We start from the raw sequence: 15,110 nt of genomic DNA on the forward strand, positions 1-15,110 counted from the left end.
TCCCCCCTGAACCGAGGAGGCCGCGCATGGTCGCGCTGACCGATGCCACCGTGAAGCGCCGCGACGCCTCCGAACGCGCGAAGGCGACGGCGAGGGCGAAGGATGCCGCGCCCCGGCGCCGCATGCTCGCACTGAACCTCATCAGCGTCGCCGCGGGCATCCTGCTGTGGTGGGCGCTCTCGGCCGCGGGCCTGCGGCTGCCCTCGCCCGTCGAGGTCGCCGTGCGCGGCTGGGAGCTGCTCGTCGACGGCACGCTGCTCTCCGACACCGTCGCGAGCCTCACGCGCGTGCTGATCGGCTTCGCGCTCGGCACCCTCGTCGCGATCCCGGTCGGCTTCCTGATGGGCTGGTACGCCTGGGCGCGCGGACTCGTCGAACCGTGGATCCAGTTCTTCCGCACGATCCCGCCGCTCGCCATCATCCCCCTCGCGATCGTGCTCCTCGGCATCGGCGAGGAGCCCAAGATCCTCGTGATCTTCCTCGCGGCGTTCTTCGCCTGCGTGATCTCGACGTTCCAGGGCGTCGTGAACATCGACCGCACCCTGATCAACGCGGCGCGGGTGCTCGGCACGAAGGACGCCGGCATCTTCCTCCGCGTCGTCGTGCCCGCCTCCGTGCCGTTCATCCTCGTCGGCATGCGCGTGGGCCTCGGCGCGGCCTGGGCGACCCTCGTCGCGGCCGAACTCATCGCCGCACAGGCCGGCCTCGGCTACCGCATGCAGCAGGCCCAGCTCTACTACGACCTCCCGACGATCTTCGTCGGGCTGATCGTGATCGGCATCCTCGGACTCCTCATGGACCGGGTGCTGCTCTACGCCGAGACGAAGCTCACCGGATGGCAGGAACGACGATGACCACCACGACCCTCACCGACGCCCGCATCTCGGTGCGCGACGTCACCAAGACCTTCGAGCTCAAGGGCGAGGAGTTCACCGCCCTCGGCGGCGTCTCGCTCGACGTCGCCGACAACGAGTTCATCACCGTCGTCGGCCCCTCCGGCTGCGGCAAGTCGACGCTCATGAACATCCTCGCGGGGCTCGACCGGCCGAGCGCGGGCGAGGCGCTCGTCGACGGACGCGCGGTCGACGGTCCCGGCCCCGAGCGCGGCGTCATCTTCCAGCAGTACGCGCTCTTCCCCTGGCTGACGGTGCGCAAGAACGTCGAGTTCGGACTCAGGACCGCCGGGCTCGGGGCGAAGGAGCGACGCGAGAAGGCCGAGCACTTCATCGAGCTCGTCGGGCTCACGGAGTTCGCCGACGCCCTGCCGAAGATGCTCTCGGGCGGCATGAAGCAGCGCTGCGCGATCGCCCGCGCCTACGCGGTGAACCCCAGCATCCTGCTCATGGACGAGCCGTTCGGCGCGCTCGACGCGCTCACCCGGGTGACGCTGCAGGACCAGCTGCTCGAGACCTGGAACCGCGACAAGCGCACCGTCGTCTTCATCACGCACGACGTCGATGAGGCCGTGTACCTCGCCAACCGCGTCATCGTGATGGCGGCACGACCCGGGCGCATCTTCGACATCGTCGACGTCGACCTGCCGTACCCCCGCACCGAGGAGATGCGGCTCAGCCCCGAGTTCGCGGCGCTCCGCAACCGCGTCTGGAACGCGGTCTACCACCAGAACCCCGGCACGACCCCCACCGCTGTCGACTGACAGCACGACATCAAGGAAGATCCATGACCAACACCCCCCGCACGCGCGGCCTCTTCGCCGCCGCTGCCGCAGTCGTCGCCCTCGCCCTCGCGGGATGCTCCAGCAGCGCCGCAGGCGACTCGGGCTCCGGCGCCCCGGCCGAGCTCGAGCACGTGCGCTTCGGCTACATCGCCGACTTCAACGGCGCCAGCCTGCTCGCCATCGCCGACGACCAGGGCCTCTGGGAGAAGCACGGCATCGACGTCGAGACGCCGGTCTTCACCAACGGGCCGCTGCAGATCCAGGCACTCGGCACCGACGACCTCGACTTCGGGTACATCGGCCCGGGTGCGATGTGGCTGCCCGCGTCCGGCCAGGCGAAGGTCGCGGCCATCAACAGCCTCGGCAACGCCGACCGCGTCATCGCGCAGGCCGGCATCACCTCGATCGAGGAGCTGAAGGGCAAGAAGGTCGCCGTTCCCGAGGGCACCTCGGGCGACATGATCCTCACCATGGCGCTGCGCGAGGCCGGCATGACCATCGACGACGTCGAGAAGGTCGCGATGGACCCGGCCACCGTCGTCTCGGCGTTCGCCTCGAAGCAGGTCGACGCCGCGGGCATCTGGTACCCGCTCATCGACACCATCCAGGAGCAGGTGCCCGACCTCGAGATCCTCGCCGAGAACGAGGACTTCATCGACGAGGTCGCCTTCCCGAGCGCCTTCGTCGCGAGCCCGTCGTTCGTCGACGAGCAGCCCGAGGCGACCGCAAAGGTGCTCGCCGTGCTGCGCGAGGCGATGGACTACCGGGTCGAGAACCTCGACGAGACGATCGAGCTCACCTCGAAGATGCTGAAGATCGAGGCCGAGGCGCTCGCCGTCGAGGCCGAGAACGCGAAGTACATGACGGCCGCCGAGGTCGACGCACTCACCGACGACGGCACCGTCGTGACGTGGCTCAGCGCACTCAACGAGTACTTCGTGACGGCCGGCAAGGTCACCGACCCGCTCGACCCCGCCGAGTACTCCCTCGGCGAGCAGTTCGTGGAGGCCGGCGAGTAGCACGCCGCCGCCGTCCGCCCCCTGTCGCACGGCGGAGCGCCTGCTCCGCCGTGCGGCCCCGTCGGCAGCGGATGCCTCGCCCTGCCGTTTCCCGCCAGACGAATGAGATCGATGAGTTCCACCGAACGCCGCCCGAACATCCTGCTGATCCTCACCGACGACCACGCGTCGCACGCCATCGGCGCGTACGGCTCGGTCGTCAACCGAACGCCGCGCATCGACGAGATCGCCGCCGCCGGCGTGCGCGTCGACAACTGCTTCTGCACGAACGCGCTGTGCACGCCGAGCCGCGCGTCGATCCTCACCGGCACCTACAGCCACGTCAACGGCGTCACCACCCTCGAGACGCCCATCGACGCGAGCCAGCCGACGTTCGTCTCGCAGTTGCGCGAGTCGGGCTACCGTACGGCGATCATCGGCAAGTGGCACATGGGCGAGGGCCCCGGCCACGACCCCGAGGGCTTCGACCACTGGGCCGTGCTGCGCGACCAGGGCGAGTACTTCGACCCGCAGATCCTCACCGCGGACGGGGTGCGGATCGTCGACGGCTACGCGACCGACGTCATCACCGACCTCTCGCTCGCCTGGCTCGAGTCGCTCGAGGGCGACGAGCCGTGGTGCCTCCTCATCCACCACAAGGCCCCGCACCGGCCGTGGGAGCCCGACGAGAAGCACCGGGGCATGTACGCCGAGCCGATCCCGGTGCCCGCGACGTTCACCGACGACTACCGCACCCGATCGTCGGCCGCGCACCGTGCGGCGATGCGCATCGCCGACCACCTGACCCTCACCGACCTCAAGCAGGCCCCGCCCGAGGGCCTCGACTACGAGCAGGCCGCCCTCTGGAAGTACCAGCGCTACATGGAGGACTACCTCGCGTGCGTGGCCTCCGTCGACGACAACGTCGGCCGGGTCGTCGACTGGCTGCGCGACCGCGGCCAGTTCGAGGACACCCTCACCATGTACACCTCCGACCAGGGGTTCTTCCTCGGCGATCACGGCTGGTTCGACAAGCGCTTCATGTACGACGAGTCGCTGCGGATGCCGCTCGTGATCAGCTGCCCGTCGCGGATCCCGCACCGCGACGCGCCGCTCGAGCAGATCGTCACGAACGTCGACTTCGCGCAGACGATCCTCGAGAGCGCGGGGGTGGCCGCGCACCCGCGGATGCAGGGCCAGAGCTTCTGGCCCCAGCTGACCGACGAGCCCGCCCGGCCGACGCGTCCCGCGATGTACTACCGCTACTTCGAGAACGACGACGCGAACCACCAGGCCTTCGCCCATTACGGGGTGCGCACGGAGCGGCACAAGCTCATCTACTTCTACAACGACGGGCTCGGGCTGCCGGGGTCGTCGGCCCACAGCTATCCGCCCGAGTGGGAGCTCTACGACCTCGTCGAGGACCCCGACGAGGTGAACAACGTCTATCTCGACCCGGCCTACGCAGAGCTCCGCGAGGAGCTGAAGGTCGTGCTGTGGGAGCTGCAGGCCGAGCTCCTCGACACCCCGCATCCGTCCCAGCCGCGGCCCGAGCGGCTCGGCGTCGAGGTCGAGGCGGTCGCGCTGGGCGGCTGAGGCTTCGCGCACGAGGGCGGGCGGATGCCGCGCGGCACCCGCCCCCGGCGGTCGTCAGCGCGTCTCGAAGTACAGGTGCGTGTGCAGCCGGCAGCGTTCGTTGAAGCGCGACGCGCACGCGGGACAGGCGTCGGCGAGGAGATAGGCCTCGATCGTGAGCTCGGTGCGGCAGACGCCGCAGAGCACCGCCTCGCGCCCGCGCTCGGCGAGCGGCCACTGCTCGGCCGGGTGATCGGCCGCCTCCTCGTGGCAGGCGTGGCAGGGGTAGTACTCGCCGCAGCACGCGAAGCGGATCGCGACGATGTCGACCTCGGTGCGGTAGTGCACGCACCGGGTCTCGTCGTCGACGGTCGCCCCGAGCACGCGCGGCGCGCGCGGGGCATCCGTCTCGGTCATGTCGTCGACGACGCTCGCCCGCTCAGCCCTCGAGGACGGCGGCGAGGCTCTCGCGCACGATCGCGAGGCCGCGACGCAGCTCGTCCTCGCCGATGGTGAGGGCGGGCAGGAACTTCAGCACCTCGTCGTGGGCGCCCGAGGTCTCGATCACGAGGCCGCGCGCGAAGGCCGCCTTCGAGATGCGGCCGGCGAGCGTCGGGTCGCCGTCGCAGACGAGGCCGTACATGAGGCCGCGTCCGCGCACCGTGAGGCCGAGCGCGGGGTTCGCCGCGGCGATCTCCTCGAGCTCGGCGGCGAGCACCGACGAGGTGCGGGCGATGGCGTCGACGAACGCGTCGTCGGCCCAGTAGTTCTCGAGCGCGACGCGCGCCGAGACGAAGGCGAGGTTGTTGCCGCGGAAGGTGCCGGTGTGGGCGCCGGGCTTCCACACGTCGACCTCGGGGCGCAGCAGCACGAGCGACATCGGCAGGCCCGAGCCCGAGATCGACTTCGAGACGGTGACGAGGTCGGGCACGATGCCCGCGGCCTCGAAGGCGAAGAACGCGCCGGTGCGGCCGACGCCCGCCTGGATCTCGTCGAGGATGAGCAGGATGCCGCGCTCGGCCGTGATGGCGCGGAGACGCTGGAGCCACGGCACGCTCGCGACGTTGATGCCGCCCTCGCCCTGCACCGCCTCGACGATGACGGCGGCCGGGAGGTCGAGGCCCGATCCGGGGTCGCCGAGCATCTTCTCGAACAGGTCGAGGGTGTCGACGCCGTCGCCGAGGTAGCCGTCGTAGGGGAGACGCACGATGTCGCCCAGCGAGACGCCCGCGGCCTCGCGGTAGTGGCTGTTGCCGGTCGCGGCGAGGGCGCCGAGGCTGAGCCCGTGGAACGCGTTCGTGAACGCCACGACGGTCGAGCGGCCGGTCGCCTGGCGGGCGACCTTCAGGGCGGCCTCGACGGCGTTGGCGCCGGTCGGGCCGGTGAACTGCAGCTTGTGGTCGAGGCCGCGCGGCTCGAGGATGTGCCGCTCGAACGCCTCGATGAACGCCTGCTTGGCCGAGGTCGCCATGTCGAGCCCGTGGATGATGCCGTCGCGCTCGAGGTACTCGATGAGGGCGCGCGTGAACAGCGGGTTGTTGTGCCCGTAGTTCAGGACGCCCGCGCCGGCGAAGAAGTCGAGGTACTCGGTGCCGTCGGCGCCGACGAGGGTCGAGCCCGTCGCACGGTCGAAGACGGTCGGGAACGAGCGCACGTAGCCGCGCACCTCGGACTCGCGGCGGTTGAAGACGTCAAGGTTCGCGGCGTCGCTCATGGCAGGCGGACTCCTCTGCAGTTCGGGGGTTGCGGTGCCATCGAGCCTACGGCCTCGAACGGTGAGTCGGCTGCGAGCGGATGCCCCGGGGCCGGCCCGTCGGCGCCGGGCCGCCGCGTGGTGCCGGCTCAGCGCCGGGAGGTCGACTCGCGGACCACGAGGAGGCTCTCCGGGTCCATGAGGGACCAGTCGACGGGCTCGCCCTCGAGCACGCGGATGAGCGACTCGACGGCGAGCCGTGCCGTCTCCACCGGGCGCATGTCGAGGGCGGTGATCGTGGGCTTCGAGGTGCGGGTCACGACCGCGTCGGAGCCGGCGGCGACGAGGAGGTCGCCGGGGACCCGGAGGCCGAGCTCGCCGGCCCCGGCCACGAGTCCGGCCGCGTGCCGGCCGGTGAGGCAGTACACGCCGTCGGGCCGCTGCGGGCCGGCGAGGAGTTCGCGGGCGATCGCCCGGCCGCCGTCGACGCCGCTCGTCTCGTCGAGTGCGCGGATCACCGGCTCGATGCCGTGCCGGGCCGCCCAGCTCTCGTAGCCGCGGCGGGCGAGGGTGTTCCACGAGTTCTCGTCGGTGCCCGTCACGAGCGCGATGCGCTCGGCCCCGGCCTCGCGCAGGTGGTCGAGCACGAGGAAGGTGTCGCGCTCGGTCTGCTGCGCGATCGCGGGGAAGTCGTCGGGCCTGGCCGGATCGACGCCGATCGCCACGAAGGGGATGCGCTTGCGGTCGAGGAGCGTCAGGGCCGGGTCGTTGCGGATCGGGGCCTCGACGAGGCATCCGTCGGCCGCGAGGGACGAGGGCGGAGCACCGGGCTTCGCCGGGTCGGTGATGAGCATGAGCGAGTAGCCGTGGTCCATCGCGGCGAGGGCGGCGGAGCCGGCGAAGCGGAGGAAGTAGTCGACGCCCTCGGGCAGCGCGGTGTCGAGCGACTCGAGCGGCCGGATGAGCAGGGAGATCACCCCGAGCTTCGACTGGCGGAGTCCCCGGGCCACCGCGTTCGGCTCGTAGCCGAGCTCGTCGGCGACGCGCTTGACGCGCTCGATGGTCTCGGCGCCGATCGTGCCCTTGCCGTTGAGCGCGTTGGAGACCGTGGTGCGCGAGACGCCGGCGCGTTCGGCCACGTCGTTGATGGTCGGTCTGGCGGCTTCGAGGGACACCCGCACAGCGTAGCAAGCGGATCGCCTCGTGGACCGGAAGGAGAATCGATTCAGGGAATCGATTTACAAGAATCGATTTTCCTAGTACCGTCGCCGTAGCTCAACGCACCACGCAGCGAGGGATTCAACGAAGAAGCTCAGGAGGACACAGTGAAAACCGCATTGACGAGAGCATCGATCGCGCTCCTCGCGGTCGCGAGCCTGGGGCTCGCCGGCTGCACGGCGGACCGCGGCGGCGACTCCGGCCAGGCGCTCGACGACGCCGAGCTCCTGCAGGTCACGCCCGAGGCGACCGGCGAGATCGACACGGTCACGTGGAACTCGACGTACGGCGAGCTCGCCACGCTCGACCCCGTGAAGGCATTCAACTACCCCGAGAACACGATCATCTCGAACCTCTGCGAGTCGCTGTTCCAGATGCAGCCCGACTTCTCGGTCGAGCCGAACCTCGCCTCGGGCTACGAGGTGTCCGACGACGCCAAGACCTACGTGTTCCAGATCCGCGACGACGTCACGTTCTGGGACGGCACGCCGATGACGGTCGACGACGTCGTCTACAGCCTCAACCGCCATCTCGACCCCGCCGAGGGCAGCTACCTCGCGTCGAGCTTCGCCGACGTCACCGGCATCGAGAAGACCGGCGACCAGGAGGTCACGCTCACCCTCTCCGAGCCGAACACCATCCTCGTCGAGGAGCTCGCCACGAACCTGGGCGCCGTCGTGCAGCAGCAGCAGCGCGAGGCGGCCGGCGAGAACTACGGGAACCCCGAGGCGGGCGTCATGTGCACCGGGCCGTTCCAGGTCGGGGAGTGGAAGCAGGGGCAGTCGATCTCGCTCGACCGCTACGACGGCTACTGGAACGCCGACAAGCGCGCCAAGGCCAAGGAGGTCGTGATCGGCTTCGTGGTCGACCCGACGGCCATCGCGACGGGCCTCTCCACCGGTGAGATCCAGGGCTCCTACGACGTGCCGCTGCCCGCGCTCGGCCAGCTCTCCTCGAGCGCGACGGGCTCGCTCTCGTACGGCCAGGGCATGCAGATCATGGCCATCATCTCGACCGGCAACGGCACCTTCGGCGACCCCGCCGTGCGACGCGCCCTCACCCGGGCGACCGACCGCCAGGCGATCGCCGACACCGTCTACGAGGGCACCGGCACGCCGTCGCGCTCGATCGTGCCGCAGGGGCCGTGGAACCACTACCCCGACGTCGCCGAGCTGCGCGACGCCGAGCTGCCCGATCTCAGCCACGACCTCGAGGCCGCCAAGGAGGAGCTGAAGGCGGCGAAGGTCGACCTCTCCCAGCCGATCAAGATCGCCTACCCGAGCGAGCGCGCGTTCTACGCCGACATCCTCAACGAGATGGCGAACGGCGCGAAGGAGCTCGGGCTCACCCTCGAGCCGACCGGCGTGCCGAGCGCGCAGTTCGGCGCGTTCTTCTCCGACCCCGAGGCGCGCAAGGGCTACGACGGCTTCGTCACCACGAACTACCTGTCGAGCCCGTCGCCGCTCGCACACCTCGACAACGTCGCCTACTCGGGCAGCCAGCAGAACTACTCGGGCTTCTCCGACCCCGCGATCGACGCGGCGATCGACGCCGCCTACGCCGAGACCGACCCCGAGAAGCGGGCCGAGCTCACGGTCGCGGCCGAGGCGCTCGTCATGGAGCAGCAGCCGTGGGTGCCGATCAACGACCTCGCGGTGCGGCTCTACCTCGACGAGTCGGTGACCGGGGTCCCGGCCTCGTTCATCTACCTCTACTACCCCTGGGCCGCCGACCTCGGCTCGGCCGAGTAACGGGTGCCGACGGGAGGGGATCGTCCATGATCTACGTACTGAAACGGATCGTCGCGCTGGCGCTGGTGCTGCTCGTCTCGAGCTTCATCGTCTTCAGCGGCATGTACCTCGCTCCGGGAAGCCCCGAGCAGTTCCTCGTGCAGGGCCGAACGGTCACGCCCGAGGTGCTCGAGGCCATCCGCGCGCAGTACGGGCTGGACGATCCCTTCCTGGTCCGCTACTGGAACTGGCTGGTCGGCGTGCTCCAGGGCGACTTCGGCCGCTCGCTCATCACGCAGCAGGATGTCTCGACGCTCGTCGAGTCGCGCCTGCCCACCACGCTCTTCCTCGCCGCCTACGCGGCGATCCTCATCATCGTCGTCGGCGTCGGCCTCGGCGTGCTCGCCGCCACCCGCTCGGGCGTCTTCGAGAAGGTCGTGGTGTTCGGCTCGAACCTCGGCTTCGCGGTGCCGACCTTCTTCGCCGCGCTCCTGCTGATGGCGCTGTTCGGCGCCAACCTCGGATGGTTCCCCGTCTCGGGCTCGGGCGAGGGGTTCACCGACCGGGTCTGGCATCTGACGCTGCCGGCGATCGCGCTCGCCTTCCCGGCCGTCGCGGTCGTCGCCCGCATCACCCGCACCGCCGTGCGCGAGGAGCAGGGCTCCGAGCACGTCGTCATGGCGATCGCCCGCGGCGTCCCGAAGCGGATCGTGCTCGCCCGCCACACCATCCGCAACTCGATGCTGCCCGTCACCACCGTGCTCGGCACGAACATCGCGGGCCTCCTCGCGAGCGCCTTCGTGATCGAGTACGCGTTCACCCTCGACGGCATCGGCTCGCTGCTCGTGAACTCCGTGCAGAAGAAGGACTTCGCCGTCGTGCAGGCGATCGCGCTGATCATGGTGCTCGCGTTCGGCGTGATCAATCTCATCGTCGACCTGCTCTACGCCGTGATCGATCCGCGCGTGCGCCTGGCCAAGGAGGTGTCGGCATGAGTCGGCAGACCAGCACGGAGCCGCCGGCGAACACCGTCGGCCAGGACACCGTCTCGGTGCAGGCGATCCGCCGCCGGCGCCTCGACGGGCCCGCCTCGGGGTGGAGCCTGCTGCAGCGCCGTCTCGGCACGCTCGGACTCGTCTGCGCCGGCGTGCTCGCGATCGTCCTGCTCACGGCGATCTTCGCGCCGCTCATCGCACCGTACGACCCCTACCAGGGCTCGGTCGTCGACCGGCACCTCCCGCCGAGCCCCGAGCACTGGTTCGGCACCGACCAGTCGGGCCGCGACATCCTCTCGCGCATCATCTGGGGTGCCAGGACGAGCCTCATCGGGCCGATGATCGTCGTCCTGGTGGCCGCGACCGCCGCCGTCACGCTCGCGCTCACCGCGGTGTGGTTCGGCGGCCGGGTCGACGCGTTCATCGGGCGCGTGCTCGACATCCTGTTCGCCTTCCCCAACATGCTGCTCGCGATCCTCGCCGTCGCGATCTTCGGGCCGTCGCTGCTCACCGCCTCGATCGCCCTCGCCATCGGCTTCACGCCGTACTCGGCCCGGGTCGTCCGCTCGGTGGCGCTGCGCGAGCGCAACCTGCCGTACGTGGCCTCGGCGCAGTTGCAGGGCATCTCGGGGTTCCTCATCACCGTGCGGCACATCCTCCCGAACGTCCGCACCCAGATCTTCACCGGTATGACCATCAACTTCGGCTACGCGATGATCGACCTCGCCGCCCTCTCGTTCCTCGGCCTCGGCGTGCAGCCCCCGACGCCCGACTGGGGCCTCATGGTCTCGAACGGCCAGGCATCGCTCCTCCAGGGGTACTGGGAGCAGAGCGTCTTCGCGGGGCTCGCGATCGTGATCACCGTGGCCGCACTCGGCTACGTCGGCGAGCAGCTCGGCGGTCGCCGCGCTGCGGGAAGGATGCGCTGATGCTCGACGTCAACGGACTGACGCTCTCGGTCACCGACCCCGACACCGGGAACGAGACCGAGATCCTCCGCGGCAACTCGTTCTCGCTCGGCCAGGGCGAGGCGCTCGGCCTCGTCGGCGAGTCGGGCTCGGGCAAGTCGATGACCCTGAAGTGCCTGCTCGGCATCGAGCCCGCAGGGGCGAAGGTCGGCGGCTCGATCGAGTTCGCCGGCACCGACCTCCTCACCGCGAGCGGCGAGAAGCTGCGGAGGATCCGGGCGAACGAGCTCGCCCTCATCGCGCAGAACCCGCACGGCGCGCTCAACCCCGTGCTCCACGTCGAGCGGTTCCTCATCGAGGGCATGGCCGACGCCCGGGGGATCCCGAAGGCCGAGGCGAAGGCGCGGGCGGCAGGGCTCCTGCGGCAGGTCGGCATCACCGACACCGAGCGGGTGCTGCGCTCGTACCCGCACCAGCTGTCGGGCGGCATGCTGCAGCGCGTCGTGATCGCGGGCGCCGTCTCGGGCCAGCCGCGGCTGCTGCTCGCCGACGAGCCCACGACGGCGCTCGACGTGACGACGCAGGCCGAGGTCGTCGCGATCCTGGACGAGAAGCGCCGGGAGCACGGACTCTCGATGATCTTCGTCACCCACGACCTCGACCTCGCGGCGGCGGTCTGCGACCGGCTCGCGGTCATGAAGGACGGCGCGATCCTCGAGATCGGCACGCCCGAGGAGATCCGCGACCGGCCGAAGACCGAGTACACCCGCGCCCTGATGGCGGCGCGCCCGCTGCTCCACCCCGAGCCGCGCGACACGGTGCTGAACGGCGGAACGGAGGCGCACGCATGAGCACGGACCTCATCCTCGAGGCGGAGGGCCTCCGCCGCACCTTCCACCTCGGCCGGCGTTCGAGCGTCACCGCGCTCGACGAGGTCTCCTGCGTGCTGCGCCGCGGCACCTGCCTCGCGGTCGTCGGCGAGTCGGGGTCGGGCAAGTCGACGCTCGCGCGTGTGATCGTCGGGCTCGAGACGGCCGACGCCGGCACGGTCGCGATCGACGGCGTCGAGGTCAGGCCGACCACCTCGCGGTCGCGCCTGCGGGCGCGCGCCAAGCTCGTGCAGATGGTCTTCCAGGACCCGCAGGGCTCGCTCAACCGCTCGCTTCCGGTGGCGGCGACCATCGACGAGATGCTGCGCGTGCACCGGCCCGATCTCGACCGGGCCGGGCGACGGGCCCGGGTGCTCGAGCTCTTCGCCGAGGTCGGCCTCACCGAGCGGCACGCCGACGCGAAGCCCTCGGCGCTCTCGGGCGGCCAGAAGCAGCGCGTCGCGATCGCCCGCGCGCTCGCGGCCGAGCCCGAGATCATCGTGCTCGACGAGGCGGTCTCGGCCCTCGACGTCTCGGTGCAGGCGCAGGTGCTCGACCTGCTCGACCGACTCCGCGGCGAGAAGGGCCTCAGCTACCTGTTCATCACGCACGACCTCTCGGTGGTGCGCGCCGTGGCCGACGACGTGATCGTCATGCGGCGCGGGCGTATCGTCGAGCGTGGGACGGTCGACGAGATCCTCGACCGCCCCTCGCATCCGTACACGAAGCTGCTGCTCGAGTGCGCGCCCCAGCCGGGCTGGGTGCCGCGCCGCGGGGTCATCGACGAGCTCGCCCGGCAGATCTGAACACCCGGCGACGGCGGCTCCGCCGCACCGGCGGCACCGACCGCATCGCCGACCGACGCACCGAATGCACATCCGAAGGAACGATCCATTGCACAGCATCACCGACCGCCTGCACGTCGTCGCGAACGGCAGCGACCCCCTCGAACGCGGTCGCGAGCGGGGCGCGCAGCTCCGCGACGCGCTCCCGGCGGGGCTGCAGACCTATCTCGAGCTCTTCGCGAAGTACGAGCTCGACGAGGCCGTGGTGCGCACGCTCGCGCTCCGCTGCGCCGACGCGGTCGGCGCCTGGCGCCCGGCCCGCCTCGCCGAGATGGACGGCATCGCCGCCGGGGCCGGCGTCGAGCCGTGGCACGTCTACGCGCTGAACGCCCGCACCGAGATCCTGTCGCAGGGGCTCGGCGCCGCGCCGGGCGAGTGCTCGACGATCGGTCGCCGGGTCGAGCTGGGCGACGGCACGGTACGCACGTTCGGCCTGCAGACCTGGGACTGGCACCACCAGCTCGACGGCGAGTGGCACACCCACGAGACGCGGGGCGGCCGGCACGACTTCGCGGGGCTCACCGAGCACGGCATGCTCGGCAAGATCGGCGTGAACAGCGCCGGACTCGCGGTGCACTTCAACATCCTCGGGCACCGCACCGACGGCGCAGGCGGGGTGCCGGTGCACGTGCTGTCGGCCACCGTGCTCGAGGAGGCGGCGTCGGTGGACGAGGCCGTCGCGCTCGTGCGGGATGCCCCGCGCAGCGCCTCGAGCTCGTTCACGCTGCTCGACGCCGAGCGCGTCGTGACGACCGACATCACGCCGATCGGGGTGTTCGTCGTCGAGCCCGTCGACGGCACGGTGGTGCGCACGAACCACTTCCTCAGCCCCGAGGCGCAGGCCGACGAGAAGACCGAGGTCTACCAGCCCGACTCCGACGAGCGGTACGGACTCATCGCGAGCCGCTTCGCCGACTATCCCGAGCCGCGCACCGACGAGGAGCTGCTCGCGTTCCTCTACTCCGACCCGGGCCAGCCGCTGCTCTGCCACCGTCCCGACCCGGCCCTGCCGTTCGGCGAACGCTGGGCGACGCTCGCGACCGTGCAGCTCGACCCCGCGGCGCGCACGGCGCGCATCGCGAACGGCTCGCCGATCGACGCGCGCGCGGGCGACTGGCGGACGCTGGTCGCGTAGCGCGGAGCGCGGGGCGGCCACCGCCGAACGTCTCGCACCGGCCGCGTCGCGCGCCCGATCTCCGTCGCGCGACGGATCCGCGGCGCGACGGGGCTCGGTAGCGTGAGCCGGGTGAGCGACCAGATCGAGACCCGAGCCGCCGCCGACGCTGAGACGCCCGAGGTGCGCGCAACGGTTCCCTGGCTGCCGGTCGGCGTGTTCGCGGTCGTGTCGTGCGGGCTCGCCTGGCTCGTCGCCTCGCCGCTGTGGGCACGCGGACAGGGTCTCGCCGACCCGCTGCTGCCGCTCATCGCGATGGCGATGATGCTGACCCCCGCCGCGGCGACGTTCGTCGCGATCGTCGTCGAGGCGCGGCTCCGCGGCCGGCGTCCGGCACGCGACATCCTGCGCGGGCTCGGCATGTGGCCGCTGCGGCCGGTCGGCCGCACGATCGGCACGAGCGTCGTGATGATCTTCGCCATGCCGCTCGTGGTCGGCGCGGGCCTCGTCATGGTCGGCCTGCTCGGGCTCGCGGTACTCGACCCCGTCGGCTTCTCGGGGTTCACCGAGCTGATCGCGGGGCAGCTGCCGCCGGGACAGCCCCTGCCGCCCATGGGGCTCGTGGTCGCGGCGCAGCTCATGATGATCCCGGTCGGCGCGATCGTCAATGCCCCGCTCGCGTTCGGCGAGGAGGTCGGCTGGCGCGGCTGGCTGCTGCCCGCACTGCGCCCGCTCGGCGTGTGGCCCGCCCTGCTGATCTCGGGGGCGTTCTGGGGCTTCTGGCACAGCCCGCTCATCCTGCTGGGCTACAACTACGGCCTCACGGACGGCACCGGGGTGCTGCTCATGATGCTCGCGTGCACCCTCTTCGGGGTGCTGCTCGGCTGGACGAGGCTGCGCACCGGCTCGGTCTGGCCCGCGGTCTTCGGGCACGGCGCGTTCAACGCCTCGGCCGGGCTCGGCGCCCTCGTCGTCGCCGCGGGATCGCCGGTGCCCGAGGCCTGGCTCGCGAGCCCGCTCGGGCTCATCACCTGCGGGGTGTTCGCCGCGCTGATCGTGCTGCTCGTCGTCACGGGGCAGTTCCGGGGCTCGCGGCTCGCGGCCCGGCTCGATTGAACCGGGCCGCAGTTCGGCCCAACCGGGCCGCGCCGCCGCGCGGCGTCAGGGATTCGGGTTGGTCGCCTTCCCGTCGAGCCAGAGGGTGTCGGTGACGTCGCGGTGCACGCCGTCGGTGCCGACGTGCTTCGTGCTGATCTGCGGCCCCTTCGTGATGACGTGCACGAGCGCCATCGCATGGCCGCGGCCGAGGCCGTAGTCCTCGGCGAGCCACGCGACGATCGGCGTCGCCTTGGTGGTCTCGTCGTAGCCGCGTTCGTGCGCGAGGTCGACGAGCTGGCGCGGGGTGAGCCCGGTCTTCGTCTCGATGTTGTCGAGGTAGGCCTGGAACGACATTCGGATGCTCCTTCGGTCGGTCGGTCGGTCGGTCG

The 15,110-nt window shown here is 71.0% G+C and carries 15 protein-coding genes; 11 read left to right on the forward strand and 4 right to left on the reverse strand.

Going from position 1 to position 15,110, the window contains the following annotated elements; all coding sequences use genetic code 11:
- Positions 1-26 precede the first annotated feature (26 nt).
- The 4 genes from ACFVTH_RS11525 to ACFVTH_RS11540 all read left to right on the forward strand — a co-directional run bounded on the left by ACFVTH_RS11525 (position 27) and on the right by ACFVTH_RS11540 (position 4,272).
- On the forward strand, positions 27-854 hold the full coding sequence (locus ACFVTH_RS11525; protein WP_387090697.1) for an ABC transporter permease: 828 nt from the start codon (positions 27-29) through the stop codon (positions 852-854).
- Positions 851-1,657 carry an ABC transporter ATP-binding protein gene (locus ACFVTH_RS11530; protein WP_387090699.1) on the forward strand — a complete coding sequence of 269 codons (807 nt, stop codon included), beginning with the start codon at positions 851-853 and terminating at the stop codon, positions 1,655-1,657. Before ACFVTH_RS11525 ends, ACFVTH_RS11530 begins: the two co-directional genes overlap by 4 nt.
- Positions 1,658-1,680: 23 nt before the next feature.
- The gene (locus tag ACFVTH_RS11535; RefSeq protein ID WP_387090702.1) at positions 1,681-2,697 is read left to right on the forward strand and encodes an aliphatic sulfonate ABC transporter substrate-binding protein; all 1,017 of its coding nucleotides are present in this window, start codon (positions 1,681-1,683) and stop codon (positions 2,695-2,697) included.
- A 111-nt stretch (positions 2,698-2,808) separates the two neighbouring features.
- Positions 2,809-4,272: a sulfatase gene (locus ACFVTH_RS11540; RefSeq protein WP_387090705.1), complete on the forward strand. Its 1,464-nt coding sequence runs from the start codon at positions 2,809-2,811 to the stop codon at positions 4,270-4,272.
- A gap of 54 nt (positions 4,273-4,326) precedes the next feature.
- On the opposite strand, the gene ACFVTH_RS11545 is transcribed toward ACFVTH_RS11540, so the two are convergent.
- From ACFVTH_RS11545 to ACFVTH_RS11555, 3 genes are all read right to left on the reverse strand, one after another.
- On the reverse strand, positions 4,327-4,668 hold the full coding sequence (locus ACFVTH_RS11545; RefSeq protein WP_387090708.1) for a CHY zinc finger protein: 342 nt from the start codon (positions 4,666-4,668) through the stop codon (positions 4,327-4,329).
- Positions 4,669-4,690: 22 nt separating this feature from the next.
- Entirely contained in the window at positions 4,691-5,965 is a 1,275-nt protein-coding gene (ectB, locus tag ACFVTH_RS11550; RefSeq protein WP_387090711.1) for a diaminobutyrate--2-oxoglutarate transaminase, read from the reverse strand.
- 128 nt (positions 5,966-6,093) lie between these two features.
- Positions 6,094-7,119, reverse strand: coding sequence for a LacI family DNA-binding transcriptional regulator (locus tag ACFVTH_RS11555; RefSeq protein ID WP_387090714.1), 1,026 nt, complete (start codon positions 7,117-7,119; stop codon positions 6,094-6,096).
- A gap of 162 nt (positions 7,120-7,281) precedes the next feature.
- Here ACFVTH_RS11555 and ACFVTH_RS11560 point away from each other — a divergent pair, with 162 nt between their 5' ends.
- The 7 genes from ACFVTH_RS11560 to ACFVTH_RS11590 all read left to right on the forward strand — a co-directional run bounded on the left by ACFVTH_RS11560 (position 7,282) and on the right by ACFVTH_RS11590 (position 14,739).
- Positions 7,282-8,913 (forward strand): ABC transporter substrate-binding protein, encoded by a 1,632-nt coding sequence (locus tag ACFVTH_RS11560; protein ID WP_387090717.1) that lies wholly within the window; start codon positions 7,282-7,284, stop codon positions 8,911-8,913.
- A 26-nt stretch (positions 8,914-8,939) separates the two neighbouring features.
- Positions 8,940-9,887, forward strand: a complete 948-nt coding sequence (locus ACFVTH_RS11565; protein ID WP_387090719.1) for an ABC transporter permease — start codon at positions 8,940-8,942, stop codon at positions 9,885-9,887.
- A complete protein-coding gene (locus ACFVTH_RS11570) occupies positions 9,884-10,816 on the forward strand; it encodes an ABC transporter permease (RefSeq protein WP_387090722.1) in 933 nt (310 codons plus the stop codon). Before ACFVTH_RS11565 ends, ACFVTH_RS11570 begins: the two co-directional genes overlap by 4 nt.
- Entirely contained in the window at positions 10,816-11,646 is an 831-nt protein-coding gene (locus ACFVTH_RS11575; protein WP_387090725.1) for an ABC transporter ATP-binding protein, read from the forward strand. Before ACFVTH_RS11570 ends, ACFVTH_RS11575 begins: the two co-directional genes overlap by 1 nt.
- Entirely contained in the window at positions 11,643-12,470 is an 828-nt protein-coding gene (locus ACFVTH_RS11580; protein ID WP_387090728.1) for an ABC transporter ATP-binding protein, read from the forward strand. The genes ACFVTH_RS11575 and ACFVTH_RS11580 overlap by 4 nt, the downstream gene beginning before the upstream one ends.
- Before the next feature lie 88 nt (positions 12,471-12,558).
- A complete protein-coding gene (locus ACFVTH_RS11585; protein WP_387090731.1) occupies positions 12,559-13,644 on the forward strand; it encodes a C45 family autoproteolytic acyltransferase/hydolase in 1,086 nt (361 codons plus the stop codon).
- A 111-nt stretch (positions 13,645-13,755) separates the two neighbouring features.
- The gene (locus tag ACFVTH_RS11590; protein WP_387090734.1) at positions 13,756-14,739 is read left to right on the forward strand and encodes a CPBP family intramembrane glutamic endopeptidase; all 984 of its coding nucleotides are present in this window, start codon (positions 13,756-13,758) and stop codon (positions 14,737-14,739) included.
- Between the two features lie 45 nt (positions 14,740-14,784).
- On the opposite strand, the gene ACFVTH_RS11595 is transcribed toward ACFVTH_RS11590, so the two are convergent.
- Positions 14,785-15,075 (reverse strand): DUF4287 domain-containing protein, encoded by a 291-nt coding sequence (locus tag ACFVTH_RS11595; RefSeq protein WP_387090736.1) that lies wholly within the window; start codon positions 15,073-15,075, stop codon positions 14,785-14,787.
- Between the last annotated feature and the right edge of the window lie 35 nt (positions 15,076-15,110).

Source organism: Agromyces sp. NPDC058104 (assembly GCF_042884835.1).
Lineage (GTDB): Bacteria > Actinomycetota > Actinomycetes > Actinomycetales > Microbacteriaceae > Agromyces.